A 23,361-nucleotide genomic window follows, 5' to 3' on the forward strand; every position below is an offset into this window, starting at 1 on the left:
CTACGCCGTCAGTCGAGTGATCAGCGCGGAGAGGTCCGCGAGAGTGGACGGGCAGGCGCCATGTCGGCGGCTCGTCACAGTGATGTAGCGGCCCGTGCCGTAAACCTCCACGGCCGTGCCGTCCGGGCGCCGGATGCGTCGTCCCTGTCGGACGTCAGCGCGGCCCCAGATGTGCAGCCCATCGCCGGACGGGGACACCTCTACGTAGGTGGTGCCCGCGTCCGCCACAATGGGCGCTGCCCACGGCTCAAGTGAGCCGTCAGGGCGGATGCAGTGGTCCAGGTCGATGCAGACCACGTCGTCAGCGTCGCTCAGTACGAAGCCGATCCCAGCGCCGGCCGTGGATGCCGCAGCGTCGGTGTAGGTGCTCCACGTTGCGGGGTCCGTGCTGGACGCTGCCGTGCCGGCCGTCGTCAGCGGGGCTTTCCGTGCGCTGTACCGAACCCACCTGTCGCGGGTCGTCAGCTCAGCGGGGAGCGGGTTCCTCATCGCCTCCGCGCGCTTCGCGGCACGGGACAGTGCCTTGCGGCACCGGGGTGAGCACGTACGCGCGTGGCTCCGCGCCATGATGGCGAGGGGTCCGCGGCAGTGCTCACAGGTCCGGATCATGCCTCTATCGTACGGGGCGCACGTCACACTTTCAAGCCTCTCACCTGCACTGATGTAGTTGAGTGCTCGTCAACCGTGACAGTCGGAGCACTGTGCGCTCGCCTGTCGATTGAAGGTCTCCGACACCCCGGCCGGCACCCACTTGGCCGTCCACGGGGCACCTGCGGGCGCCTAGCACCACTTCCCCAGACCCGTACAGACTGGCAGGCCCAGCACTCTTACGATGCGCAAGGCGAGCCCGAGGGGGTTACCCCCTGGTAGCTTAGGGCAGCCTCACTAGACAACACGCTCCACTCATGCTAAGCATCTGGCGCTGGCTAGACAGAGCGCGCCATATGTGCTACGGGCTTGACCTGAACCCGAAGGGTTGACGTGGTCTCATCGCTCGCGCACCTCGCGGCTCCCCCTTGACCTCCAGCCTGCTCGGCACGAGCACCAGCGTCACCGTGGTCGCCTCGTCAGCCACACCCACACGCACCCTTGGGGGCCGTGCCATGGTGCCCACGTCAACGCCGTTGACCCTCACTACGGTGGGCACCACACCGTCGCCCTGGTGGTCAGGCTCCACGATCTCCACGTGCGCGCCCGTGCTCAGGACGTCCACCCTGGCGCGGGGCGCGCGGGGTAGCTGCTCAGCGTCCGGGCCTCCGTGCTCCAGTAGCCCGGGATGCCGGCCCATGGGTTGCCCGAGGCGAATGCCTTGTCCGTGGCGAACACGTTGTGGCAGCCTCGCCCACGGGCCAGGCCAACGGCCTCTGTGGCCTCGTCCTCCGTCGCCTCGTACACGAGGTGCGCCAGGCGCTCGGGCTCGTGTGCCCGCACCCACGCAGGCACGGTGAGCCCACGGTAGGTGGTCATGTCGCCTTCGAACACCACCGCCACGTCCCCCAGATCCAGGTGCAGGGGATGCGGCAGTACGCCGTAGTTGAGAACCACGTACTCCATACCTGCGTCCCGCAGACCCAGGATGGTGACGCCAGTGGCCTGCACCGCCGCTTCCGTAGCGGGCACCTGATCCAGGAAGACGGAGGTGATCCCGCGGGCCACCCATGTCGCGGCGTCCGCGAACACGTTGAAGTCGCCACCCGAGCGAAGACCGTACTCGTAGCTGATGTAGCCGCACACGTTGGTCCCGCGGGCCTTGACCGCCCTGGCAGCGTCGTAGAGGGCAGTGTCCTCCGTCGTGCCAGGCCCGTTGGCCTGATTCAACACGATCCAGCGCACGGGCTGGTCTGCCGTCGCGAGCGCTGCCCACGACCGGGAGTCAACGCCCGGGTGCACGTACATCGGGATGCCGGCCGCCATGGTGTCCAGCGTCATCAGTCCTCCAGCGCGGGATGCTGCGCCGTCGGGCGCGCTTGTCTGACAGCTCGTGATGCGGCTGCCGTGCCGCCCTCGCTGCTGCTCTTCTTCTGGTGACACCAGCCGCACAGGGCCCGCAAGTTGGCGTCTGAGTGGTCGTCTCCGCGCTCAATGTGGTCGACGTCCGTAGCCGGCATGCCGCACCGTCGTCCGTCGGAGAACACGGCCATACAGGCATGTCCGTCGCGGCGGAGGATGCGGCGCCGGATCGTCGGCCAGTTCTTTGGGAGGCGCTGCGCGCGGTCGCTGTTCGTCCACGCCATTCGGCTGCCTCACATCCGCGGGGTCGGCTACGATCCGCGCATGGGGATCTTTGGGAGGAAACGGAAGACGTCAGGCGACGTCGACGCGCAGGCAGCGAAGGCGATTCAGGCCGGGCAGGCGCTCTACATCCGGAAGATCCATCTCGTCCCCGGCGACGACGGCCGGCGGCTCGCAACGGCGCTCTCGCGCATCGAAGCGGCCGGGTACCGGATGGAGAACCAGGAGTACGGCGGGCAGGGCCTCCAGAAGCACGTCACGGCCACCTTCCGGGCCGTCCCGCCGGGCGTCTGACCGCACAACGCAAGCAGCCCCGCTCCGGATCACCGGGCGGGGCGCTTCAGGACGTTCGTCAGGCGGACCGAATGGCCCGGATCTTCAGCTCGGCGTTGTCGACGTCGACCAGCAGCAGGCTCCCGTAGTCCTTCGGGTCGTACGGGCCGAACAGCTGTGTCTGCCCCACGGGGATGCTCTTCGTCCGCTGCGCAGTGGCGGTGAGACCGTCAATCTTCCGCGCAATCTGGACCGTCACGGTCCGGGCGACGGTGCTGCCACCGTTCTCCACGAGCAGCAGCGTCGCGCCGTCGTTCGCGATGGAGTGGCCGTTCGTCGGGTCACCGGTCGTCGCTGCGGGCAGCGCCGTGCCGCCCCGGTCGGACGAGGTAATGGTGATGGTGCCGCGTGGCATGGTGCCTCCAGGGGCGTCGTCAAATGGGTCTGGTCGGCAGGATTCGAACCTGCGGCATCCCGCTCCCAAAGCGGGCGCTCTGGCCTAACTGAGCTACGACCAGTAGCCACCCGCCGGCCGGACCGACCAGCCGTTGAGCGGGTGCGCGCCGATATGTCGGAGAGCCGCCTCCGCCACCTCGTCGCATGGGTGGTTGCGGTGCAGCGTGCCCCGTCGATCGTGATGGACAGAGGCCACAGCCGCGCTGCACAGGCGGGAGGGGTCGAACCTCCGCACGCGGGTTGTGGCGGGTGCTCTACCGCTGAGCTACGCCCTGAGGCGGGAGGGCTCGAACCTCCGTCAACCCAACCTAGCCCGCTGCTCTGCCACTGAGCTACGCCCATGGGTGACGTCAGGTGTCCGGATTCGAACCGGTCAGCGGCATGACCCGCTACGACCCAAAGGGCCCCGGACAGCGCCAGATCCTTGCCCGGACTCCGCCCTGACGTCGACAACCGGCCGCAAGCCGGTGAGTACCGCGCGAGGGATTCGAACCCCCAACCTCCCGGGTCTGAGCCGGGCGCCTCTCCCAGATTGGGCTAGCGCGGCGTGTGACGAGCCGGAACCGTGGGCGGGATTTGAACCCGCGACCTCCCGCCGAGTTGGCGGGTGCTCTGCCTGACTGAGCTAGCACGGTCCACGCTCCGGATGCGCTCCGGCTCGTCGTGAGGAGAACGAGCGGCATCGCAGCCGCTATCCGTCGCAGGGCGCTGCTCGGCCTTTCGGGCCCGGCTCTCTTTGGCCTACGTCCTCCACGCGCTCCCGGTCGGGTTTGAACCGACGGCCCTCCGCTCGACAGGCGGACGCTCTGACCGCTGAGCTACGGGAGCAAGACGGCCAGTGCGCTCTACCGGGCTCTACCCGGAGGAGAGTGCGGGGAGCGCTCGGGAGCACTGCCGGCCGTCGGAAGGGAGAAGCGGACGCCTCGCCATTCGCAGGCGTCGCGGTCCTTCTTCCTCCTACCTCTGTTACTGAGGCGGCGTTTGCCCTGTGGGGCCGACGGGGGGCGTTTGTCCCGGTTTGATCACCAGGGCAGCCAAGAGCGTTATCTGACCGTTACCCAGGTCGTCCCTGCGGGCCAGACTGGTCAGAGTTTTGGCCTTTTCCTATTCCATCTATCCCGCGTTAGAGAGAAGTAGAAAGAGGGGGTTGGTTGGGCACTTTTGGCCAGTCCGGACCCGCAGGCAACAGGTTGATCACAGATGCTCGCCCGCACAAACGGGCGGTGGAGGCGGACGAGCCTCGCTGACGAGGCACATCGGGGACCTCTTCGGCGCGCCTCCCGGGGCTACCGCGGGGTCGGTACGGTCGGCGCCCAGGGATCCGGCTCGTCAAGCCAATGGATCTCTACCCGCCCGTCGCCGTTGAAAGTCCGAACTCCCCGAGCGCTCTTGCTTACTACGACCCTGCGAATGGCGAGGCGGAACAGGTCTCGCCGAAGCTGGTTATCCGCGGCGTCCCATGCCGCCCAGGCCATCTCCTCGTCCAACAGGAAGTCAACGTTCAGTCGCTTCGGTGTGGCCTTCGCGACGTCTTCGTGTGCCTTCGTCAGGGCCGCGCGGGCCTCTTGCTGGAGTCGCGGAAGGTGCGCGTCGAACGGCGGCTCGTAGAGGCCAGCTGCCTGCTGTTCCACGAGCCGTTGAACCGACGCTTGCGCGGTCGCCAGAGCGGCAAGCGCCTCCGACAGCGCCTCCGCTGATTCCGGATGCTGGAGACCCGTGTAGCGCTCTGCGGCGATGATCACCAGCATGTCGTCAGGGTCCGCATTGGTCATACGTGCGACCCACCGGCGCAGTACGTACTGTTCGAGTCCGTTCCTCGGGGCACACACCGGGGCTGGGCAGTGCTGGAGCGACTTGTGGCGCGAGCACAGGTGGCTACGCCCATCGCTTCCGGCTGATCCCCGGCATCCCGCGCACTTTGCGAGGTCCGTCAGCAGATGAAATCTGGGTACGCCACGCTCCCCGCGGTGCCGCATGTGTCCGCGGAGGTTCTGACGCGCTTTGAGAACCAGCTCAGCCGGCACAGGGGTCACCCCTTCTGCAAGCACGCTAACCCGCTGCCCGTCCGCGTCCCTGTACGGGATCGGATGGCTCTTGGGCCGGTCCGCCAGGTGCGTAATCTGCCATCCTTCGTGCACGGGGTGGTAGGCCATGACGGAAACCGTCGACACTTGCCACCGGTGCCCGCTAGGGGAGGGGACCGGGTTCGGACCTGAGTTGAGCCCCTTGCAGATGGTTCGGGCGGGAAAGCCCATAGCCAGGCATTTGAAGATGTGCATCACGATGGGCCAGGCGACCGGGTCATGATGCAACTTCCGATTCTTGTCCGCGTACCACCCGTAGGGAGCTCTAGCCCCCCACTGACCACGCTTGCGCTGTGCGGCCTTGGTCGTGCGGATGTTGTGGGACAGGCGGACGGCGAACTCTCGCGCCTGCTCCGCGCGGTCGATGATCCAACGGCGGTCCCGCTCCACGGAGCTGTCAAGCCCCTCGTAGTGGAAGACGACGCGGGCCTTCCCCAGAACGGGGCCGATGTCGTCGATGCCCTTACGCGTGAAGCGGTCCATTGCGAAGCACCAGAGCGTGGGAACTTCCCCGCTGAGTACCGCAGACAGCGCCCCGTCGAACTCCGGGCGCCTGACGTCAGACCACGCAGACAGGTTGTCTACCCAGACGTGCCGAACCCGCCGGCCCTCCCTAGCCGCCCACGCTCTGCCCGCGTCCTCTTGCGCCTGGATCGATGTTAGGTCGCGAGGGTCCCCGATGCGTACGACCTTCGACTTCCGCAAGTACAGATCAACTTCGTCGTTAGCCACAACCGCCCCTGTCTCTCATGCTGGAGTATCTGCCTCAGGTGAGGGGGTGTCCAGACTCCCTGCGGCGCCGACTGGTGGTCGAACAAGGGCTTCGTCTACGCCGTGCTCAACGTCAACGGGCTGCGCACGCACGTCATCGGCACCCACCTGCAGTCGACCGACACCGGGTGCAGCAGCGGCCAGCCGGCCTCGGTGCGGGCCGCGCAGCTGCGCGCGATGCGCTCGTTCATCGACGGCAAGAACATCCCGGCGGCCGAGCCGGTGCTGATCGCGGGCGACCTCAACATCGACTCGCACGGCTCCGAGTACCCCTCGTTGCTGAGCAACGCCAACGTCGCCGCCGCCGACAGCCGCACCGGCTGGGCGAACTCCTTCGACACGGTGGACAACTCGATCGCCGCCTACCGCTACCCGGGCGAGCCCAAGGAGGACCTGGACTACGTCCTCTACCGGGCCGACCACGCACGGCCGGTGAACTGGAACAACGAGGTCGTGCACGCCCACAGCGCACCGTGGACGGTCACCAGCTGGGGCACCAGCTACACCTACCGGGACCTCTCCGACCACTACCCGCTGACGGCCCGCTAGCACCGCCGGGGGTGCACCCGTCCGACGGTCTCCGGGATGCGCGGCCGCGGCGCTCGGCCTACGTTGCGCTGGGGGGCTACCGACCGAGAGGTGATCACTCCCATGGCAGGAAAGTTCGAGCTCTACACCGACGAGAGCGGCATGCACCGGTTCCGGCTCAAGGCGAGCAACGGATCCGTCATCGTCACCGGCGACCCGTACGAGTCGAAGGACGAGTGCATGAAGAGCATCGAGTCGATCAGGAAGCTCGCGCCGTACGCGGAGCTCAGGGAGTCCGCGTCCAGCAGCTCCTGACGGCTCCGGAGCCCCCGGCCGGACCGCCCGCACGGGTGGTCCGGCCGGGGGCCCTCGTGTGTGGGCCCTCCTGCGTGGGGCCTCGTGCGAAGGGCCTCGTGCGGGCGGGGCGGCTGCGGGTGTGGTGTGGCGGACGTGGCTTCCGGCCGGGTTCCGGCCAGGCCGTGACGCAAAATCGCCGACGCGCGTTCGTTTGTACGACAGATCCCTTTGGCCGCCCGCACGCCGGGCCTGGAGACAACGATGGCATGCGTGTCGCCATCGTCACCGAATCCTTCCCGCCCGAGGTCAACGGCGTCGCCCACAGCGTGCTGCGGACGGCCGAACACCTGGTCCGCCGGGGCCACCAACCGCTCGTCATCACTCCCGCGCCCGCCCGGGGCGCGCACTGCCCGCCGCACTCCTTCGGGCCCGAAGCCGCCCCGCTGCCCGTCGTACGCGTCCCCTCCGTACCGCTGCCCCGCTACCCGCAGGTCCGGATCGCCCTGCCGAGCCGGCAGCTGACCGCCGCACTCACCGAGTTCCGGCCCGACCTGGTGCACCTGGCCAGCCCGTTCGTCCTCGGCGCTCGCGGCATGGCCGCGGCCCGCGAACTGGGGCTGCCGGCCATCGCCGTCTACCAGACCGATCTCGCGGGGTACGCGGGCGCCTACCGGGTCGGGCGCGGCCTCGGCTCGGCGGCGGCCTGGCACCGCATCAGGGCCGTGCACGGCGCCGCCGCCCGCACCCTCGCACCGTCCACCCCCGCCGCCCAGGACCTGGTCGCCCACGGCGTGCCCCGGGTGCACCTGTGGCCGCGCGGCGTCGACTCCGCGCGGTTCCACCCCGGCCACCGGGACGAGGCGCTGCACCGCGCCCTCGCCCCCGGCGGGGAGGTGCTGGTCGGGTACGTGGGCCGGCTCGCCCCCGAGAAGCGGGTCGACCTGCTGGCCGGCGCCAGCGCCCTGCCGGGCGTACGGGTGGTGGTCATCGGGGACGGCCCCTCGGCGCCCAAGCTGCGGGCGGCGATGCCCGGGGCGGTCTTCCTCGGCCGCCGCACCGGCAGTGAACTGGCCCGCTGCTTCGCCACGCTGGACCTGTTCGTGCACACCGGACCGCTGGAGACGTTCTGCCAGACCATCCAGGAGGCGATGGCCAGCGGACTTCCGGTGATCGGCCCGGCGGCGGGCGGACCGCTCGACCTGGTCGCCCACCACCGCACCGGCCTGCTGGTGCCGCCGAGGGACGGCGCCGCCGTCACCCGGGCGGTGGCCGAACTGGCAGCCGACGGCGGGCGACGGGAGGCCTACGGGCGCGCCGGGCGCGCCGAGGTCACCGCGCGGACCTGGGAGGCGGTGGGCGATCGGCTGCTGCGGCACTACGCGGAGGTGCTCGCGGAGCACCGCGGGGTGGGGGCGGGTGTCGCGCTGCCGGGGGTCGCGGCCGCCCGTCCCGCGGTGCCGGCACCGGCACCGCGGGCTCCCGTGGCGCCGATGGCTCCCGCGGCATCGGTGGCACCTGAGGAGCCAGTGGTACCTGAGGAACTGGTGGCTCCTGTGGTTCCTGTGGTGATCGAGGAGCTGCCCGCATGAGCGGCCCGCTGCGGATCGTCCGGCTGGCGAACTTCGTGACGCCGGTCTCCGGCGGCCTGCGGACCGCGCTGCGCCACCTCGGCGCGGGGTACCTGGCCGCCGGGCACGACCCCGTCCTGGTCGTGCCCGGCCCCGGGCGGCACGAGGAGCACACCGGACAGGGCCTGGTGATCACGTTGCCGGGCCGGGTGCTGCCCGGCAGCGGCGGATACCGGGTGCTCACCGACCGCAAGGCCGTCGCCCGCGTACTGACGGATCTGGCGCCCGACCGGCTGGAGGTCTCCGACCGCAGCACGCTGCGCTGGACGGGCGGGTGGGCCCGGCGGCACGGCGTACGGTCGGTGATGGTCTCGCACGAGAGCGCCACCGGGCTGCTGGGCAGCTGGGGCCTGCCCGGCCCGGCCGCGCGGGCCGTGGCCGACCGGCTCAACGGCGGCACCGCCCGCGCGTACGACACGGTGCTGTGCACCACGGACTGGGCGAGCGCCGAGTTCCGCCGGGTGGGCGCCCGCAATGTGGCGCTGGTGCCACTCGGCGTGGACCTGGCCCGGCTGACGCCCCGACCGGCGGCCGGGCGGCGGGCCCGCCACGCCGGGCCCGGGCAGGTGCTGCTGGTGCTCTGCTCCCGGCTGTCACCGGAGAAGCGGCCCGACCGGGCCCTGGACGCGCTCGCCGAACTGCGCCGGCGCGGCACGGACGCGGTGCTGGCCGTGGCCGGCGCCGGGCCGCTGCGCGCCCGGCTGGAGACCCGTGCGCGCGAGCGCGGCCTGCCGGTGCACTTCCTCGGGCACGTCGCGGACCGCTCCGACCTCGCCGCGCTGCTCGCCTGCGCGGACGCGGTGCTCGCGCCCGGCCCGGTGGAGACCTTCGGGCTGGCCGCCCTGGAGGCCCTCGCCTGCGGGACGCCGGTCGCGGTCAGCCGGTCCTCGGCGCTGCCACAACTCGTCGGCGCGGCCGGGGCGGTGGCCGAGGACAGTGGCGCGGGCTTCGCCGACGCCGTACACGAGCTGCTCGACCGCCCGGAGGCCGAGCGGCGGGCGGCGGCCCGGGCGCGGGCGGAGCTGTACGGCTGGCCGGCGGCGGTCGCCGGCTTCCTCGCCGCTCACGGAGCGGCGGCCGACGCCACCGAGAGCGCCGCCGGCGCCGTGGAACCCGCCACTGCGGTGCGCCTCCGGGGGCCGGTGTGAGCGCCGGGCGGACGGCCGGGGCGCAGCACCCGGCCCGGGGCGGCGCCGTGGCCGAGCGTCCGCAGGTCCCGGCCCAGGGCGGGGCACCGGACGGCGTGGACCACGCCCGGCGGGCACGGCGCGCGCCGGTCCGGTTCACCGCGCTCGGGGACTCCCTCACCGAGGGCGTCGGCGACCCCGGCCCGGAGGGCGGCTGGCGCGGGTGGGCGGCGGTGCTGGCACGCTCACTGGCCGTGGACGGCGACCCTGCCACGTTCAGCAACCTGGCCCGGAGCGGAGCGCTGAGCCATGACCTGGCACGGGAGCAGCTACCGGCCGCGCGCGAGTTCCGGCCGAATCTGGCGGCGGTGGTGATCGGCGGCAACGACACCCTGCGGACCGGCTTCGACATCCACCGCACCGCGCGCGAGCTGGACACCGTCCTGCACGCGCTGCACCACGACGGGGCCGTGCTGCTCACCGCCTGCCTGCCCGATCCCGGGCTGCTGCTGCGACTGCCGAAGCCGCTGGCCCGTCCGCTCGCGCGGCGGATGCTCGCGGTCAACCGCGTGGTGCACGCCCTGTCCGACCGGTACGGGGCCGTGCACCTGCACCTCGCCGAGCTGCCGTGGTCGGCCGACCGCCGGCTGCTCAGCGTGGACCGGCTGCACCCCAGCGCTGCCGGCCATCACCTCATCGCCGAGGGCTTCCACGCCCGGTTGCGCGCCGCCGGCCACACCCTCGGGCCGGCTCCCGCCGCCGATCCGGGCGAGCCGGCACCGGGCCGGCTGGCCGATGCGTGGTGGATGGCCACCCGCGGCACCCGCTGGGTGGCCGAGCGCAGCACCGACCTGATCCCCGGGCTGCTGGCGCTCGCCGCCGCAGAGAGCGTGGCACGACTGCGCGGCGCCCCGGCGCGGCTGGACGAGCAGATGGCCCGGGCCGCGGGCACCGCGCTGGCGGGGCTGCCCGGCGACCCGCGGCGGGGCTGAGCGTCAGGACGGACGCGAGGCGGCCGGATCGGTCAGAGCTGTCCGAATGGTCGGAATGGTCGGAACGGCGCGAACGGTCGTCTCGATCACATTCGCTCGTCGCGGATCACGTCGAGGTCGACGAAGGTCGGCGGCTCGTCGCAGAGCGCCACCATCTCGCGGAAGATCCGGTCCGTCTCGGGGAGGTTGGAGTTGCGCATCGCCTCCTCGTAGGAGGGGAATTCGACGATCTCCACCAGGTGCCGGGAGTCACCCCGGTCCCGGGCCATCATGGCGTGGGTGGCGGTGCGCCGGCCCTGGGTCTGGGCCATCCAGGAATCCATCAGGCGGTTCATCTCGTCGACCTTGTCGGTACGGCACTCGACGAGTTGGACGAAGGTCATGGCTGTCTCCTGACGCGAGTTCGGCCCCTTCTCGAATCGTCCACCCGTTCGGCCAAGCCCGCCATCCGTATGTCCGGCACGGGGCCGGAGCCTCCGGGCCGTCCGGTCGCCGGTAGGCGGCATGTCCGGTAACCGGTGCCGGGGACACCCGGTTGGGCCACACTGGGGCCATGCAGAACTCGATCGGGGACGTCCTGGCCGGCCGGCGGGTGGAGTCGGTCAAGGGCGGCGTGCAGCTGGACATCATGCTCACGGGGCCGGACACGGTGGGGCCGGGGATCCAGGGGGCGGCGGCTCCGGGGAGCAGTGCTCCAGGACCGGGGGCTCCGGGGGCGTCCGGCGCGCGGGGCCCGGTCACCGTACGGGTGGAGAACGCGTTCCGGTTCGCCGGGCCGGCGGAGGTCGAGCACTTCTACCCCGACCTGACCTTCGAGCCGTCCGAGTCGCTGCTGGGGCTGGTCGGCCGATCCGTGCAGCTGGCACGGACCACCATGGCCGGGGGCCTGGAGCTGGCCTTCGACGACGGTCACACGCTGTCCGTGCCGCCGGACGCGATCCGGGCGCCGTGGAGCGTGTTCACCCCGCACGGCCCCGTCTGCACAGCGTTGCAGGGTGGCGAGGTGGTCTGGCCGGTCGGCTGAGGCCCCGTATCGTCCGCGAGGCTGACGGTATCTCAGGGTCCGCCCAGGGTCGGGTCACTCCACCGGAGGACCGGGCGTCCGCTCAGCTGTCCCCCACGGGTGATGTGCGCGGTCGGCGCCGGAATCTAGCGTGGTTCGCATGAACACGACCCGCCGTGCGGCCGTCTCCGTGGCGCTCGCGCTCGGCCTCTCACTCCCCCTGGTGGGCGCCGGGGCGAGTACGGCCTTCGCCACTCCGTCCTCGCTCGCCGCCACCGATTCCACCGCCGCCGCCCCCGCCGATCCCACGGGTGCCCGGCTGGCCCTGCCCCGGCCCAGCGGGCCGCACCCCGTCGGGCGCGACACCCTGCATCTCGTCGACCGGAGCCGGACGGACCCGTGGGTGCCGGCAGCCGGCCCGCGCGAGCTGATGGTGTCGATGTACTACCCCGCCAGGCCCGGCACCGGAGGCCCGGCCCGCTACCTCTCCACCGAGGAGGCGCGGCTGCTGCTGGAGGACCGGGGGCTGGCCGAGGCCGTCCCGGCCACCACGCTGAGCGCCACCCGCACCAACGCGCGCGACCACGCACCGCCGGTGCCCGGCCGGTTCCCGCTGGTGGTGCTCTCGCCCGGGTTCTCGGTCTCCCGCGCCACACTGACCGTCCTCGCCGAGGACCTGGCCAGCCGGGGCTACGTGGTCGCGGCGGTGGACCACGCGTACGAGTCCGTCGGCACCGAGTTCCCCGGCGGGCGGGTGCTCACCTGCGCCGCCTGCGAGAAGCTGGCCGAGGTCGGCCGCCCGGCCATCGCCGCCGGCCGGGCGAAGGACGTGTCCTTCCTGCTCGACCGGCTCACCGGGCGCCACCCGGACTGGCGCCTGGCCCGCATGATCGACCCGGACCGGATCGGCATGGCGGGGCACTCCATGGGCGGTATGGCCACCGCCGCCACCATGATCGGCGACCCGAGGGTGCGGGCCGGAGCGGACCTGGACGGCCCCACCGAGGTGCCGATCCCGGCCGATGGGCTGGGCCGGCGCCCGTTCCTGCTGCTCGGCACCGAGTCCGAACACAGCCCCGGCGGGCCGGACACCAGCTGGGACCGCGACTGGCGGCGCCTGGACGGCTGGAAGCGCTGGCTGACGGTGGCCGGCGCCGGACACTTCAGCTTCACCGACCTGCCGATGCTCGGCAGCCAGCTCGGCCTGAACGACCCCACCGAGCCGCTGCCGGGCCCTCGCGCCGGGCAGATCACCACCGCGTACGTCGGCGCGTTCTTCGACCTGCACCTGCGCGGCATACCCCAGCCACTGCTCAGTGGGGCCTCGTCCGGCAATCCCGAGGTCGTCTTCCGGAACGCCTGAGCGGACGCGCCCGCCTGCCCGCCCCCGTCTGCGGGCAGCCGGGGTCGTCAGCGGGGTGGTCCGGGCCGGAAGCGCCAGCGGGTCGGCGAACCGGTGAAGTCGCCGTGCAGCATGCCGATCGCCTGGTCGGGGTCGACCCTGAGGGTGGCGTTCACCGCCAGGTCCAGGAAGTCGGGGCGGTAGTCCGTCCCGTACTTCGCGTTGAGCGCGTCCAGGAAGCGGGCGATCACCGCGAGGTCGCTCACCACCTCGGCGCTGCCCTCCAGGACGACCGGGTCCAACGGGTCGTCGGTGGTCACCACGCAGTCCGGCCGCTCCAGCAGGTTGAGCAGCTTGCGCGAGCGCCGGCTGCTGCTGAACCAGAGCGCGCCGTCGAGCCAGAGGCCCCAGACCGGCATGACGTGCGGGCGGCCGTCCGGACGGACGGTGGCCACCCAGTAGTCGTGCGAGTCGGTCAGCCGCTGCCGGGCCCAGGACCACGGAAGCAGTCCGGTGCCACGGTCGGCGGGCAGGATGCCGTACCCGGGCATGTGGGGGCGGCTCGCGACCGGTTCGCGCTCGGCGGGGGTGCCGGCGCCGGGAGCCGAGAGCGGTCCGTCACCGGGCGGTCCGGCGTCCGACCCCGGTCCGGCGGTCGGTGCGGCGGCGGGATCGGAGGCTGGCTGCGGCTCGGGCATGGCGTCAGCGAACCCCGCTACCCACCCGGGGGCCTGACGCCTCGACCGATCTTCACAGAACGCCCACCGCGACCGCGCCGAGATTCACTCATGCGTACGACCGGGGGCGCCTACCCGGGCGCCGAGCGCCCCTCCCCGGCCACCGCGCGCCGGACGAAAGAGGAGGCCAAAGCGCCGCAACCGCCATGCGGCCGGCCGTGAACGCCGTCCGAGTGACCGATCCTCGCGCACGGCGTTCCGGCCTTTACCAGAATGCGGGATAGTGGGCGGGGGCCGCGAGCCCCGTGCGGCGCGCCGTCCGGCGGCGGGCCCGCACCCCGCACGCGCTGAGAGCACAGGGGGAAGCGTGTTGGCAGAGGACGCCCAGGACGACGCCGCCGGCCGGCATTCCCACCGGACCACCCCGCCCGAACCGGGCCGCCGGACACCGCGCTCCCGCCGGGACCGGCTCGACACCCTGCTGCGCAACTCGCCGCTCCAGCCGCTCTTCCGGCTGACGGCGGCGCGCCGGCTCGCGGTGCTCGCCTACCACGGCGTCGACGACCCGCAGAGCCTCGCCGCACAGTTGGAGCGCCTGATCCGGACGGCCCACGTCGTCTCGCTCGACGAGGTCGAGCGGGCCGTCGGCGAAGGACGCCCGCTGCCGCCGCGCAGTGTGCTGGTCACCTTCGACGACGGCGACCGCACCCTGCTCACCGAGGGTCTGCCGCTGCTGACCCGGCACCGGATCCCCGCCGTGGCCTTCGTGGTGGCCCGCCTCATCGACGGGGACCAGCCGTTCTGGTGGTCCGAGGCCGCGTTCCTGGCCGCCCGCGGCGGCACGGCGGCCGCCCTCGCCGGCTGCCCGCCCAGCGGAGTCGTCCGGCGGCTGAAGACGCTGCCGGACGCGGATCGCCGGCGGAGCCTGGAGCAGCTGCGGGCCAGCGCCGTCCAGCAGGCACCCCGGCACCCGCAACTGACCCGCGCGGAGCTGCTGGTGCTGCGCGACGCCGGAGTGCAGATCGGCAACCACAGCCTGACTCATGCCTGCCTCGACCACTGCGACGAGGCCACCGTCCGTAGCGAGGTCGCCGGAGCGCACGAGCTGCTGGCGGAGCTGCTGGGCGCCGGGCCGACCGCCTTCGCCTACCCCAACGGCAACGCCGACCCGACGGCGGAGCGGGTGCTGCGCGAGCTGGGCTATCGACTGGGGTTCCTGTTCGACCACCGGCAGGCGCCGTTGCTGCCGCCCGCACCGCTGAGTATCAGCCGACTTCGGGTGAACTCGACCACGACCCGGCACCGCTTCGACACGATTCTCTCCGGGCTGCACCCGGCGGTGCACCGGCTGCGCGGCGGCAGCTGACGACGCCGGGGCCTCGGGCGGACGGGGGTGCCTGCGGGGTCGCCTGCGGGCGCGCGGATCAGCTGGACGAGCGCGGGCCGCCGGCCCGCCGAGGGGGCGGGCGATGAACCTGACGGGCGGTACCGACGACGGCGCGACGGGCGACGGGACGGACCACTGTGGTCGGAGCCGGACGGGTCCGCAGCTGTACCACTCACCCGCGCTCCCCGCCCGGCTGGTCGAGGGCTGGCGGGAGCTGGTGACCGCCGACCCTCGGGGGTCCTGGTTCATGACCCCCGACTGGGTGCTGTCCTGGTGGCAGACCCTGGGCTCCGGCGCAGCGGCCGGGGCGGGCCTGATCGCCGTCTGGCGGGGCGCGGACGGCGAGGTGGAGGCCGTCGTGCCGCTGCTGCGCACCGCCCAGCGGCTGCACCCGAGGGCGCCGCTCTCCGTGCCCTGTCTCACCGCGCTGGGCTCCGGGCCCGGCGCCGCCGATCACTGCGGTTTCGCCGTACGCGCCGGATGCCGCGCCGAGGTACGCGACTGGCTCACCGAACGCGCCCGGGGCAGCTCGCTCTGGCTGCCCGACCTCGACCCCGGCCAGCGCGACCTGCTGCCGTCCCGGGCCCGCGCGGTGGCCCACGGCCCATGCCCGAGGGCCGACCTCACCGCGGGGGCGGACGCCCTGGGCTCCCGTCAGTTCCGCTCGACCCTGCGGCGGTACGGACGCAGGCTGGCCGCGGCCGGGGTCACCTTCCGCTGGGTCCCCCCGGGCTCCGGCGACCCGGCCCTGCTCGACACCGTGCTACGGCTGCACCGCCTACGCCGGGACGCCCTCGGCCGCGCGACCACCTTCGACCGCCACCGGCGCCCGCTGCACGCCCGGCTGCTGGAGCGCTCCGCCGCAGGCGGGCCGGGGCACGCACCGGGGCACGGGCACGGGCCGGCGTTCCTGGTGGCCGAGCACGACGGGGAGATCGTCGGGGCGCTGTACGGGTTCCGGTGGGGCGACACCTTCTCCTACTACCAGATCGGCTGGGACCCGCGCTGGGCCGAGCTGCGGCTCGGCACGGCCGTCATCTCGGAGTCGATCCGGGCCTGCGCCGAGCAGGGGCTGCGCACCTTCGACTTCCTGCGCGGCACCGAGCCGTACAAGTACCGGTTCGGCGCGGTGGACCGGCAGGACGTCTCCTGGCTGGTGCCGCACGGCCCCGGCGGGGCGCTGCTCGGCCTGCGCCACCGGCTGCTGGCCCGCCGGGCCGCTACAGGGCGATCCGGGACCGGCGCTTGAGCCGATCACGCCCGGGCCGGGTGCCCCGAAGCGTCCATTCGAGCATACGTTCGATTGTTGGCGTAGGCTGGATCCATGACCGTCCAGCTTCAGGGTTCGCTCTTCGACCTTCTCGGTGCGACCGGCGAGGGGGAGGAGATCGGGCTGCGGCCGCTCGGGGCGCTGCGGCGCACGGTGCTGGGGCACGGCGCCTGGCTCGATGTGCTGCCGGGCTGGCTCGGCGGGGCGGACGAGCTGTTCGAGCAGCTGGTGCAGCAGGTGCCCTGGCGGGCCGAGCGGCGGGAGATGTACGAGCGCGTGGTCGACGTACCACGGCTGCTCTCGTACTTCGGCGAGGGCGACGCCCCGCCGCACCCCGTCCTGGAACAGGCCCGGCGGGAGCTGAGCGAGCACTACGCGCGGGAACTCGGCGAGCCGTTCCGCACCCTCGGGCTCTGCTACTACCGCGACGGCCGGGACAGTGTGGCCTGGCACGGCGACCGGATCGGACGCGGGGAGCGCGAGGACACCATGGTCGCGATCCTGTCGGTCGGGGAGCCCCGGGCGCTGCTGCTGCGGCCCCGGCACGGCGGCGGCCCGGCGGTGCGGCACTCGTTGGGCCACGGCGACCTGATCGTGATGGGCGGCTCCTGTCAGCGCACCTGGGAGCACGCGATCCCCAAGACCACCCGCCCGGTCGGGCCGCGCATCAGCATCCAGTTCCGTCCGCGCGGCGTGGCCTGAGCCCGCGTCGGAGATGAAGCTGTCGCCGAGCGCCACGGCGACGCTCGGCCCGGCGGGCGGCCGGGGACGAAAGCGGCGAGGCCCCTATGCCGGTCGGTCTCGGCGCCCGCCCGGACGCCTGGCCTGTGGCCGGGCGGCGCCGTGAGCCGGGCAACGTCCCGGGCCCGGGCACCGTCCGGCACCCGCTCCGCGCACCCGCCCCGGTCAGCGCCGCCCACCCGTCCGCCGGGGCTGCGGCAGGCCGGCGGCCTCGGCGCCGGCCTCGGCGAAGTCCCCGGCCCTGCCCCCGGCCTCGGCAGCGGCCGGCTCCGGCTCCGGCTCGCCCGGGGGCAGCAGCAGCTCGGCGACCGCGCCGCCGCCGGGGTCGTTGCGCAGGCGCAGGGTGATCCCGACCGTCTCGGCGTGGCCCTGGGCGATGGTCAGCCCCAGGCCGTGGCCGCGGCCGCGCTCCTGCGCGCCGGTCCGGAACCGCTGCGGGCCCTCCCGCAGGATGTCCTCGGGGTAGCCCGGCCCGTGGTCACGGATCGTCACGGACCGGCCGGTGACGTGGACCTCCACCGGCCCGGCGCCGTGCCGGTGGGCGTTGGCCAGCAGGTTGGCGACGATGCGGTCGAGCCGGCGCGGGTCGGTGGTCACCAGGGCGGGGACGCCCTCGATCCGTACCCGCGTGCTCGGTCCGGCGGCCGCGGCCATCCGCTCCACCATCCGCTCCACCAGGGGTCCGAGCGGGACGACGCCGAGTTCGGGGGTCTCGGCCCCCGCGTCCAGCCGCGAGACCTCCAGCAGGTCCTCGGTGAGGCTGCACAGGAAGCGGACCCGGTTGCGGACCAGGTCGGTGGGCCGCCCCGGCGGCAGCAGCTCGGCGGCGGTGAGCAACCCGGTCAGCGGGGTGCGCAGCTCGTGCGCGACGTCCGCGGTGAAGCGCTGCTCGTTCTGCAGCTTGCTGCGCAGCACCGCCGACATCGAGTCGACGGCGGCGGCCAGTTCGGCCACCTCGTCCCGGGCGCGGCCGAGCGGGCCGATCCGCGCGTCGAGGTCGCCGTCGGCGATGGTGCGGGCGGTACGGGCGGCGGTCCGCAGCCGGCTGCTGATCCGGTCGGCGGCGAGCACCCCGGCGAGTACCGTGACGACCACCGAGAGCGCGGCGGAGATCAGGATCGTCCGGTCCAGGTCGGCGATGGCCCGCTCGTCCTCGGCGTAGTCCACCCGGACGGAGAGCACCAGGTCGCCGGTGCCGGCCGCCGCCCACATCGTGGTGCCCTGCGGGCCGGGGCCGAGCTGCGAGCCCTGGCGGCCCTGACCGGCCAGCCGGCGCAGCTGCTCCGGCAGCCAGGGGTCGTCGGCCCGCGCGCTCCACCCGACCAGTTCGCCGGTGCGGTTGTAGCCGGTGAGCAGCGAGTCGAGCGCCCGCTCGGCGGACCTGCGGGCCTGCTCGGTGTGCTGGCGGACGGAGGCCTGGTGGACGAGTACGCCGACGGTGAGGGCGACCAGGCAGGACACCACGGCGACGGTGACGGCGATCTGACGGCGGAGGTTCATCTGACCCGCCGGAGCTTGTAGCCGAAGCCTCGGATGGTCTCGATCCGGTCGGCGCCGATCTTGGCACGCAGGCGCTGGACGTGGACGTCCACCACCCGGGTGTCGGCGCCCCAGGCGTAGTCCCAGACGCGTTCGAGCAGGGTCTGACGTTCCAGCACCACGCCGGGGGCGGCGGTGAACTCCAGCAGCAGCCGGAGTTCGGTGGGGGTGAGCGGGACGGGCCGTCCGGCGACTCGGACCTCCATCGCCTCGGTGTCGACCTCCAAGCCGTCGATCGAGCGGATGCCGCGCTGCTGCTGGAGTGCTTCCGGGGGCGCGGCGGCGGCCGGGTGGGCGCCGGCGGCCGGCGGGGCGGGCGCGGCGCCGCTCGCGGGGATGCCGGTGCGGCGCAGCACGGTGCGGATGCGGGCGACCAGGACGGCGGTCTCGAAGGGCTTGACGATGTAGTCGTCCGCGCCGGCCTCCAGGCCGGAGATGACGTCGATCGGCTCGGTGCGGGCGGACATCATCAGGATCGGCAGCTGGCTCTCCTCGCGGATCCGCCGGCAGAGGCCGACGCCGTCGAGCAGCGGCAGCATCACGTCGAGCAGTAGCAGGTCGGGTGGCTGGGCGCGGAAGCGTTCCAGTGCCTCCAGGCCGTCGGCGGCGGTGTCGACGGGGAACCCGTAGCGTTCCAGCGCCATCCGGGTGGCCTCCCGGATGATCTCGTCGTCCTCGACCAGCAGGATGTGCGGGGTGCCGGTGGCGGGCGCGGTCATGAGCGCCTCGCCGGGGTGGGCACGGGAGCCGGGTCGCCGGGCACGGCCGGCGGCGCGGGGGTGGCCCGGACGGCGGGCGGGGTCGGCACGGGGGCGCCGCCTGATCCCGAGCCGCCGAGCGGGCTGCTCGGCCTGATCGGGGCGGGCGTACGGGAGGGAGCCGCGGGCGGGTGGTTGCCCGGCGGGGACGGGTCGGGCGCGGGGGTGGCCGGGCAGCCGGGGACGTCCGCGGCGGGTCCGCTCGACTTGATCTGGCGGTCGCGGAAGGCCAGCCGGCCGAGGTCCCACCGGTAGGTGCTGCTGGTCACCGTCACCTCGTTGGTGGGCTCGCGCACGACGAGGTCGGCGCCGACGGTGTCGGCGGTGAAGCCCGGCAGTACCTGGAGCGCCAGGATGGGCAGCACCTGCCGCTCGCGCAGGGTGTAGACGTGCAGGAAGGCCCGCTGTTCACCGGTCAGCACCGCGGTGAGCAGCTCGTCGTGGCCGTCCCCGGTGAGGTCGCGGTACTGCGCGGGGCGTACCAGGCAGCCGGTGCAGCCGGCCAGGGCGGCCTTCTCGTCCGCCTTGATGGCCGGGTCCTGGGCCAGTACGGCGGGCGGGTCGACGCGCTGGATGTCGTCTCCGGGTGCGGTGATGCCCGGTATCGGTGTGGGTGGTGGCTGGCTGGTCACCGCCGGGGTGGGGGTCTGGGAGACGGCGGCGGCCGGCCACAACTGGACCGGGCTGGGGCGGCTGGTGAGGGGGCGGGTGGCCCCGGCGTCGTGCAGTCCGCCGGCCGAGGTGCAGCCGGTCAGGGCGGTGGCGGCCACGGCCGCGAGCAGGACGCCCAACGCCGGAGCCGTGCGGCTGAGCCATGTCCTCACGCGGGTGGTGCCTTTCGGGAGTGGTGGCCGGCGCTCGGCGCGCCGGATCGGTGGTTCAGTCTGCTACACGCCGGGCGGCGGCCGGCCGGCTGCTTCCCGTGACGGGAGGTCAGCCGGCCGGCCGGGTGCCGACCAGGTCGGCCAGGACGACGATGTTGTCGCTGTAGTGGCCGTCGGAGCCGACCGTGCCGCCGCAGGTGATCAGCCGCAGCTGCGGGCTGTCGGTGTTGCCGTACACCAGCTGGGTGGGGAAGGCGCCCTTGGCGTACTGCCCCAGCGTCCGGACCCGGAAGGTGACGGCACTGCCGTCCTGGCGGCGGATCTCGATCCGGTCGCCGACCCGCAGCTGCGGCAGGCGGTGGAAGACCGCCGGGCCCTTGCGGGTGTCGTAGTGGCCGAGCAGGACGGCCGGTCCGACCTCGCCGGGGGCCGGGCCGCCGCGGTACCAGTCGACCTGCCCGGGCCGGTCGGCGGGCGGGACCTGGACGCTGCCGTCGCCGTTGAGGGCGGCGGGTTCGACCGGGGCGTCGATCCCCAGCCGGGCGATCAGCAGCCGGGCGGGCGGGGGCGCCGGGGCGGCTACGGCGTTCGGCGCGGCGGGCTCGGGTCCGGGCGGGACGGGAGGTGCGGACGGTGCCGGCGGCTCGGCTGAGGGGGCCGGGGCGGGCGGCAACGCGGAGGCCTCGGGGGGCGCGCCCACGGTGCTGATCAGCACCGCCGGGTGCTGCGGGCCCGGCACGAGGATCAGCGCCGACAGGACGAGGGACAGGGTGCCGGCCGCCGCGGCCGGCGCCCACGAGGGGCGCCGGCCGGGGCGGTTCCGGTCAGCCCTGTGCGCCGGCACGGCGGCGGACGACGGCGAAGCCGATGCCGGCCGCACCCGCGAGGGCCAGGCTGGTGCCGGCCACCCAGGTGACGGCGGAGCGGTCGGTCGACGCCTCACCGGTCTGCGCGCCACCCTTGGGGACCTCGCGTACCTGCGGGGAGGCCGGCGTCCCGGCGCCCGGGGCGGACGGGGTAGCCACCGGGGTGGCCGGGGTGGCCGCCGGCTTGGGCTGCTCGCCCTTGCCCGACACGGCGGGTGACGGGGTGGCGGGCGCCGGCGCGGCGGGGGCCGCTCCGCTGCCCGCGCCGGCGACGGCGGGGGCCGGGGCGCCGCCGTCCGCGAAGGCGGCGGAGCCGGAGCCGGCCAGGACGACCGCGGCGCCGGCGGTGACCAGGGCGAGACGGAGGGAGCGCCGGGCGGTGGTGCGACGTGACATCTGAAGTCCTTCGGGTGTGCGCCGCCTCCGACCCTGCTGGCCGGAAGCCGACGTCCTTGAAGGTAGGAAGCGCTCCGCACGGTCTGCCGCCGGCTCCGTAACAGCCGCCCGGCGACTCTGTAACAGTGATCGACGATCCTTCTCGTCCCATTGACGATAACAGGGAGGGGCAGTTATCGTCAGGCAGACGAGAAAGGGGGCCAATCCCATGGCCGACATCACCCGGCGGTTCGGACTGCGGCACCTGCGCGCCGCCCCCACCGCCCACATCCGCCACCTGCGCGGCGGCAAGGTGGCCCACGAGGGAACCGGCCTGGCGTTCTGGTTCCGTCCCCTCAGCGCGGCACTGTCCGAGGTACCGGTCGACGACCGCGAGCTGGCGATGCTCTTCCATGCCCGCACCGCCGACTTCCAGGACCTCACCGTCCAGGCCACCCTCACCTTCCGGATCACCGACCCCGCGGTGGCCGCCACCCGCGTCGACTTCGGCATCGACGCCGGGACGGGCGCCTGGCGCGCCGCGCCCCTGGACCAGCTGGGCACCCTGCTCACCGAGACCGCCCAGCAGCACGCCCTCGACCTGATCGCCCGCACCACGCTCGCCGACGCCCTGACCGACGGCGTCACCGCCGTACGCCGCCGGGTCACCGAGGGCCTCGCCGACGAGCCCCGCCTCACCGAGACCGGCCTGGCGGTGATCGCCGTCCGCGTCATCGCGCTGCGCCCCGAGCCCGAGGTCGAGCGCGCTCTGCGGACCCCGGCCCGCGAGCTGGTCCAGCAGGAGGCCGACCGGGCCACGTACGAGCGGCGGGCCGTCGCGGTCGAGCGCGAACTCGCGATCGCCGAGAACGAGCTGGCCAGCAAGATCGAACTGGCCCGCCGCGAGGAGCAGCTGGTCGAGCAGCAGGGCGCCAACGCCCGCCGCGAGGCCGAACAGAGCGCCGCCGCGGACGCCGTCCGCACCGACGCCGAGGCCGCCCGCCGCACCACGCTGGCCACCGCCGAGGCGCAGGCCTCCCGGCTGCTCACCGCCGCACAGGCCGAAGCCGCCCGCAAGCTGGGCGAGGCCAGGGCCGCCGCCGAGGAGGCCTGGCTGACGGCCCACCGGCAGGCCGAGCCCGAGCTGTTGAAGGCGCTGGCCCTGCTCCGGCTCGCCGAGCACCTGCCCAGCATCGAACACCTCACCGTCACCCCCGACCTGCTCACCGGGCTGCTCACCCGGCTCGGCCAGGCCCCCGCCGCGGCGGCGGACACCCGATGACCCTGGCCCCGCGCATGGTGCTGGTGCACCGGCGCACCGAGTACGAGGAACTGCTGGCCCGGCACGGCTCGCGCGGCCAGGCCGCGTTCTTCCTCTCCTCGCGCGGCCGGGCGCTGGAGGAGGTGGAGCGCCGGCACGAGCGGACGGCGGCCGCACTGCGCGAGGTGGCCGCGGCGGTACCGCAGGACTGGCGTCGCAGCCGGGTCGAGCGCGGCGACCTGGACCGCTTCCTGTTCGCGCCGGACGACGTCGTGGTGGTCGCCGGCCAGGACGGGCTGGTCGCCAACGCCGCCAAGTACCTCTCCGGGCAGCCGGTCATCGGCATCGACACCGACCCGGGCCGCAACCCCGGCGTGCTGGTGCGTCACCGCGCGGCGGACGCGGCCGGACTGCTGCGGGCCGCCGCCGGGCCCGGGGCTGACGGGCTGCTGGAGGAGCGCACCATGGTCGAGGCCGTGGCCGACGACACCCAGCGGCTGCTGGCGCTGAACGAGATCTACGTCGGCCAGCGCAGCCACCAGACGGCCCGCTACCGGCTGGCCGGGCCCGGCGCCGGCGCGGACGAGGCGCAGGCCTCGTCCGGAGTGCTGGTCGGCACCGGCACCGGCGCGACCGGCTGGTGCCGTTCGGCCTGGCTGGAGCGGCACAGCGGGCTGCGACTGCCCGCGCCGGCCACCGGCGCGCTCGCCTGGTTCGTCCGGGAGGCCTGGCCGTCCCCGAGCACCGGCACGGACCAGGTCGAGGGGCTGCTGGGCGGGGGCGACCGGCTGACGCTGACCGTCGAGTCGGACCAGCTGGTCGCCTTCGGCGACGGCGTGGAGTCGGACGCGCTGGAGCTGACCTGGGGCCAGAGCGTGCGCATCGGGGTGGCCGCCGAGCGGCTGCGGCTGTTCGGCTGAACCCGCCGGC

Annotated in this window: 23 protein-coding genes, 4 tRNA genes and 3 pseudogenes; 13 read left to right on the forward strand and 17 right to left on the reverse strand. The window is 73.7% G+C overall.

The window, feature by feature from the left end; all coding sequences use genetic code 11:
* From ACIBH3_RS08900 to ACIBH3_RS08910, 3 genes are all read right to left on the reverse strand, one after another.
* On the reverse strand, positions 1–609 hold the full coding sequence (locus tag ACIBH3_RS08900; protein ID WP_396311229.1) for a bifunctional DNA primase/polymerase: 609 nt from the start codon (positions 607–609) through the stop codon (positions 1–3).
* 591 nt (positions 610–1,200) lie between these two features.
* Positions 1,201–1,929: a spherulation-specific family 4 protein gene (locus tag ACIBH3_RS08905; protein WP_396311230.1), complete on the reverse strand. Its 729-nt coding sequence runs from the start codon at positions 1,927–1,929 to the stop codon at positions 1,201–1,203.
* Positions 1,929–2,234, reverse strand: coding sequence for an HNH endonuclease (locus tag ACIBH3_RS08910; protein ID WP_396311231.1), 306 nt, complete (start codon positions 2,232–2,234; stop codon positions 1,929–1,931). The genes ACIBH3_RS08905 and ACIBH3_RS08910 overlap by 1 nt, the downstream gene beginning before the upstream one ends.
* A 40-nt stretch (positions 2,235–2,274) precedes the next feature.
* Here ACIBH3_RS08910 and ACIBH3_RS08915 point away from each other — a divergent pair, with 40 nt between their 5' ends.
* Positions 2,275–2,526 (forward strand): hypothetical protein, encoded by a 252-nt coding sequence (locus ACIBH3_RS08915; RefSeq protein WP_396311232.1) that lies wholly within the window; start codon positions 2,275–2,277, stop codon positions 2,524–2,526.
* Between the two features lie 58 nt (positions 2,527–2,584).
* On the opposite strand, the gene ACIBH3_RS08920 is transcribed toward ACIBH3_RS08915, so the two are convergent.
* The 7 genes and pseudogenes from ACIBH3_RS08920 to ACIBH3_RS08950 form a co-directional block, all read right to left on the reverse strand.
* The gene (locus ACIBH3_RS08920) at positions 2,585–2,920 is read right to left on the reverse strand and encodes a hypothetical protein (RefSeq protein ID WP_396311233.1); all 336 of its coding nucleotides are present in this window, start codon (positions 2,918–2,920) and stop codon (positions 2,585–2,587) included.
* 28 nt (positions 2,921–2,948) lie between these two features.
* Positions 2,949–3,023: transfer RNA gene (locus ACIBH3_RS08925), tRNA-Pro, on the reverse strand.
* A 410-nt stretch (positions 3,024–3,433) separates the two neighbouring features.
* A tRNA-Leu gene (locus tag ACIBH3_RS08930) sits at positions 3,434–3,508 on the reverse strand.
* A 12-nt stretch (positions 3,509–3,520) separates the two neighbouring features.
* A tRNA-Ser gene (locus ACIBH3_RS08935) sits at positions 3,521–3,598 on the reverse strand.
* 118 nt (positions 3,599–3,716) lie between these two features.
* Positions 3,717–3,789: transfer RNA gene (locus ACIBH3_RS08940), tRNA-Asp, on the reverse strand.
* Positions 3,790–4,247: 458 nt separating this feature from the next.
* Positions 4,248–4,709 (reverse strand): hypothetical protein, encoded by a 462-nt coding sequence (locus ACIBH3_RS08945; protein ID WP_396311316.1) that lies wholly within the window; start codon positions 4,707–4,709, stop codon positions 4,248–4,250.
* A gap of 795 nt (positions 4,710–5,504) precedes the next feature.
* Positions 5,505–5,777, reverse strand: a pseudogene (locus ACIBH3_RS08950) (recombinase family protein); the annotation flags it as partial.
* A gap of 60 nt (positions 5,778–5,837) precedes the next feature.
* Here ACIBH3_RS08950 and ACIBH3_RS08955 point away from each other — a divergent pair.
* The 5 genes and pseudogenes from ACIBH3_RS08955 to ACIBH3_RS08975 all read left to right on the forward strand — a co-directional run.
* Positions 5,838–6,365: pseudogene (locus ACIBH3_RS08955) on the forward strand (endonuclease/exonuclease/phosphatase family protein); the annotation flags it as partial.
* A 102-nt stretch (positions 6,366–6,467) separates the two neighbouring features.
* Positions 6,468–6,659 carry a YegP family protein gene (locus ACIBH3_RS08960; RefSeq protein ID WP_396311234.1) on the forward strand — a complete coding sequence of 64 codons (192 nt, stop codon included), beginning with the start codon at positions 6,468–6,470 and terminating at the stop codon, positions 6,657–6,659.
* Positions 6,660–6,907: 248 nt separating this feature from the next.
* Positions 6,908–8,230: a glycosyltransferase family 4 protein gene (locus ACIBH3_RS08965; protein WP_396311235.1), complete on the forward strand. Its 1,323-nt coding sequence runs from the start codon at positions 6,908–6,910 to the stop codon at positions 8,228–8,230.
* Positions 8,227–9,417, forward strand: coding sequence for a glycosyltransferase (locus tag ACIBH3_RS08970; RefSeq protein ID WP_396311236.1), 1,191 nt, complete (start codon positions 8,227–8,229; stop codon positions 9,415–9,417). The genes ACIBH3_RS08965 and ACIBH3_RS08970 overlap by 4 nt, the downstream gene beginning before the upstream one ends.
* On the forward strand, positions 9,414–10,388 hold the full coding sequence (locus ACIBH3_RS08975; RefSeq protein ID WP_396311237.1) for an SGNH/GDSL hydrolase family protein: 975 nt from the start codon (positions 9,414–9,416) through the stop codon (positions 10,386–10,388). Before ACIBH3_RS08970 ends, ACIBH3_RS08975 begins: the two co-directional genes overlap by 4 nt.
* Positions 10,389–10,477: 89 nt before the next feature.
* Here the strand turns inward: ACIBH3_RS08975 and ACIBH3_RS08980 are convergent.
* Positions 10,478–10,771, reverse strand: a pseudogene (locus ACIBH3_RS08980) (ester cyclase); the annotation flags it as partial.
* Between the two features lie 170 nt (positions 10,772–10,941).
* Here ACIBH3_RS08980 and ACIBH3_RS08985 point away from each other — a divergent pair.
* Together ACIBH3_RS08985 and ACIBH3_RS08990 are read left to right on the forward strand one after the other, a co-directional pair.
* Positions 10,942–11,412, forward strand: coding sequence for a DUF6188 family protein (locus ACIBH3_RS08985; RefSeq protein WP_396311238.1), 471 nt, complete (start codon positions 10,942–10,944; stop codon positions 11,410–11,412).
* A 139-nt stretch (positions 11,413–11,551) separates the two neighbouring features.
* Positions 11,552–12,754 (forward strand): alpha/beta hydrolase family protein, encoded by a 1,203-nt coding sequence (locus ACIBH3_RS08990; RefSeq protein WP_396311239.1) that lies wholly within the window; start codon positions 11,552–11,554, stop codon positions 12,752–12,754.
* Between the two features lie 47 nt (positions 12,755–12,801).
* Here ACIBH3_RS08990 and ACIBH3_RS08995 read toward each other — a convergent pair whose 3' ends face one another.
* Positions 12,802–13,431 carry a pyridoxamine 5'-phosphate oxidase family protein gene (locus ACIBH3_RS08995; RefSeq protein ID WP_396311240.1) on the reverse strand — a complete coding sequence of 210 codons (630 nt, stop codon included), beginning with the start codon at positions 13,429–13,431 and terminating at the stop codon, positions 12,802–12,804.
* A gap of 346 nt (positions 13,432–13,777) precedes the next feature.
* Here ACIBH3_RS08995 and ACIBH3_RS09000 point away from each other — a divergent pair, with 346 nt between their 5' ends.
* From ACIBH3_RS09000 to ACIBH3_RS09010, 3 genes are all read left to right on the forward strand, one after another.
* Positions 13,778–14,776 carry a polysaccharide deacetylase family protein gene (locus ACIBH3_RS09000; RefSeq protein WP_396311241.1) on the forward strand — a complete coding sequence of 333 codons (999 nt, stop codon included), beginning with the start codon at positions 13,778–13,780 and terminating at the stop codon, positions 14,774–14,776.
* 103 nt (positions 14,777–14,879) lie between these two features.
* Entirely contained in the window at positions 14,880–16,046 is a 1,167-nt protein-coding gene (locus ACIBH3_RS09005; protein WP_396311242.1) for a GNAT family N-acetyltransferase, read from the forward strand.
* Positions 16,047–16,121: 75 nt separating this feature from the next.
* Entirely contained in the window at positions 16,122–16,769 is a 648-nt protein-coding gene (locus ACIBH3_RS09010; RefSeq protein ID WP_396311243.1) for an alpha-ketoglutarate-dependent dioxygenase AlkB, read from the forward strand.
* Between the two features lie 204 nt (positions 16,770–16,973).
* Here the strand turns inward: ACIBH3_RS09010 and ACIBH3_RS09015 are convergent, their stop codons facing one another.
* The 5 genes from ACIBH3_RS09015 to ACIBH3_RS09035 all read right to left on the reverse strand — a co-directional run bounded on the left by ACIBH3_RS09015 (position 16,974) and on the right by ACIBH3_RS09035 (position 21,191).
* The gene (locus ACIBH3_RS09015; RefSeq protein ID WP_396311244.1) at positions 16,974–18,308 is read right to left on the reverse strand and encodes an ATP-binding protein; all 1,335 of its coding nucleotides are present in this window, start codon (positions 18,306–18,308) and stop codon (positions 16,974–16,976) included.
* Positions 18,305–19,066, reverse strand: coding sequence for a two-component system response regulator CseB (gene cseB / locus ACIBH3_RS09020; RefSeq protein WP_396311245.1), 762 nt, complete (start codon positions 19,064–19,066; stop codon positions 18,305–18,307). Before cseB ends, ACIBH3_RS09015 begins: the two co-directional genes overlap by 4 nt.
* Entirely contained in the window at positions 19,063–19,929 is an 867-nt protein-coding gene (locus ACIBH3_RS09025; protein WP_396311246.1) for a hypothetical protein, read from the reverse strand. Before ACIBH3_RS09025 ends, cseB begins: the two co-directional genes overlap by 4 nt.
* Before the next feature lie 109 nt (positions 19,930–20,038).
* Entirely contained in the window at positions 20,039–20,644 is a 606-nt protein-coding gene (locus tag ACIBH3_RS09030; RefSeq protein ID WP_396311247.1) for a class F sortase, read from the reverse strand.
* 109 nt (positions 20,645–20,753) lie between these two features.
* A complete protein-coding gene (locus ACIBH3_RS09035) occupies positions 20,754–21,191 on the reverse strand; it encodes a hypothetical protein (RefSeq protein ID WP_396311248.1) in 438 nt (145 codons plus the stop codon).
* A 208-nt stretch (positions 21,192–21,399) separates the two neighbouring features.
* Between ACIBH3_RS09035 and ACIBH3_RS09040 the strand changes: the two genes are divergently transcribed.
* Both ACIBH3_RS09040 and ACIBH3_RS09045 read left to right on the forward strand, forming a co-directional pair.
* Positions 21,400–22,452 carry an SPFH domain-containing protein gene (locus tag ACIBH3_RS09040; RefSeq protein WP_396311249.1) on the forward strand — a complete coding sequence of 351 codons (1,053 nt, stop codon included), beginning with the start codon at positions 21,400–21,402 and terminating at the stop codon, positions 22,450–22,452.
* Positions 22,449–23,351 (forward strand): hypothetical protein, encoded by a 903-nt coding sequence (locus ACIBH3_RS09045; protein ID WP_396311250.1) that lies wholly within the window; start codon positions 22,449–22,451, stop codon positions 23,349–23,351. The genes ACIBH3_RS09040 and ACIBH3_RS09045 overlap by 4 nt, the downstream gene beginning before the upstream one ends.
* The last annotated feature ends 10 nt before the right edge of the window (positions 23,352–23,361 follow it).

This window comes from Kitasatospora sp. NPDC050543, from assembly GCF_044457565.1.
Taxonomy (GTDB): domain Bacteria; phylum Actinomycetota; class Actinomycetes; order Streptomycetales; family Streptomycetaceae; genus Kitasatospora.

Bases quoted from the DNA above. Each gene is read 5' to 3' on its own strand.
- ACIBH3_RS08900 (WP_396311229.1), bottom strand. From the start codon at position 609: ATGATCCGGACCTGTGAGCACTGCCGCGGACCCCTCGCCATCATGGCG.
- ACIBH3_RS08905 (WP_396311230.1), bottom strand. From the start codon at position 1,929: ATGACGCTGGACACCATGGCGGCCGGCATCCCGATGTACGTGCACCCG.
- ACIBH3_RS08910 (WP_396311231.1), bottom strand. From the start codon at position 2,234: ATGGCGTGGACGAACAGCGACCGCGCGCAGCGCCTCCCAAAGAACTGG.
- ACIBH3_RS08915 (WP_396311232.1), top strand. From the start codon at position 2,275: ATGGGGATCTTTGGGAGGAAACGGAAGACGTCAGGCGACGTCGACGCG.
- ACIBH3_RS08920 (WP_396311233.1), bottom strand. From the start codon at position 2,920: ATGCCACGCGGCACCATCACCATTACCTCGTCCGACCGGGGCGGCACG.
- ACIBH3_RS08945 (WP_396311316.1), bottom strand. From the start codon at position 4,709: ATGCTGGTGATCATCGCCGCAGAGCGCTACACGGGTCTCCAGCATCCG.
- ACIBH3_RS08960 (WP_396311234.1), top strand. From the start codon at position 6,468: ATGGCAGGAAAGTTCGAGCTCTACACCGACGAGAGCGGCATGCACCGG.
- ACIBH3_RS08965 (WP_396311235.1), top strand. From the start codon at position 6,908: ATGCGTGTCGCCATCGTCACCGAATCCTTCCCGCCCGAGGTCAACGGC.
- ACIBH3_RS08970 (WP_396311236.1), top strand. From the start codon at position 8,227: ATGAGCGGCCCGCTGCGGATCGTCCGGCTGGCGAACTTCGTGACGCCG.
- ACIBH3_RS08985 (WP_396311238.1), top strand. From the start codon at position 10,942: ATGCAGAACTCGATCGGGGACGTCCTGGCCGGCCGGCGGGTGGAGTCG.
- ACIBH3_RS08990 (WP_396311239.1), top strand. From the start codon at position 11,552: ATGAACACGACCCGCCGTGCGGCCGTCTCCGTGGCGCTCGCGCTCGGC.
- ACIBH3_RS08995 (WP_396311240.1), bottom strand. From the start codon at position 13,431: ATGCCCGAGCCGCAGCCAGCCTCCGATCCCGCCGCCGCACCGACCGCC.
- ACIBH3_RS09005 (WP_396311242.1), top strand. From the start codon at position 14,880: ATGAACCTGACGGGCGGTACCGACGACGGCGCGACGGGCGACGGGACG.
- ACIBH3_RS09010 (WP_396311243.1), top strand. From the start codon at position 16,122: ATGACCGTCCAGCTTCAGGGTTCGCTCTTCGACCTTCTCGGTGCGACC.
- ACIBH3_RS09015 (WP_396311244.1), bottom strand. From the start codon at position 18,308: ATGAACCTCCGCCGTCAGATCGCCGTCACCGTCGCCGTGGTGTCCTGC.
- cseB (WP_396311245.1), bottom strand. From the start codon at position 19,066: ATGACCGCGCCCGCCACCGGCACCCCGCACATCCTGCTGGTCGAGGAC.
- ACIBH3_RS09035 (WP_396311248.1), bottom strand. From the start codon at position 21,191: ATGTCACGTCGCACCACCGCCCGGCGCTCCCTCCGTCTCGCCCTGGTC.
- ACIBH3_RS09040 (WP_396311249.1), top strand. From the start codon at position 21,400: ATGGCCGACATCACCCGGCGGTTCGGACTGCGGCACCTGCGCGCCGCC.
- ACIBH3_RS09045 (WP_396311250.1), top strand. From the start codon at position 22,449: ATGACCCTGGCCCCGCGCATGGTGCTGGTGCACCGGCGCACCGAGTAC.